At 35.7% G+C, this 249-nt stretch carries 1 protein-coding gene; it reads right to left on the bottom strand.

The genetic code is table 11. The features are described from left to right. A partial coding sequence (locus tag PL9631_RS25670) for a transposase family protein (RefSeq protein ID WP_156090720.1) occupies positions 1 to 249 on the bottom strand: 249 nt, incomplete at both ends.

The raw sequence follows: 249 nt of genomic DNA, 5'->3' as shown, positions 1-249 counted from the left end.
AATTACAACGAAGACCATAACGGCGACGACGATTTCGATAACGACTCGATAAGATCCTGAAAATTTTGAGGCTCTGATTAACGTGTTCAATCACAATTCGTTGATGAGCTAAAGCTTGATTATAGTCTTTTTCTAAGACGGAAATATTGCCATTTTTGGGTTTCTTTTTAGGTATATAGCTATTCAAGTGATAATCCTTAATCCCTTGATAGCCACTATCTTGTAAACTATCAGTTTGGGGGTGAAAAT

It is taken from the genome of Planktothrix paucivesiculata PCC 9631 (assembly GCF_900009265.2).
GTDB lineage: Bacteria > Cyanobacteriota > Cyanobacteriia > Cyanobacteriales > Microcoleaceae > Planktothrix > Planktothrix paucivesiculata.
Note: the sequence above shows the minus strand (reverse complement) of the source record. Positions and strands in the feature narration are given on the sequence as shown.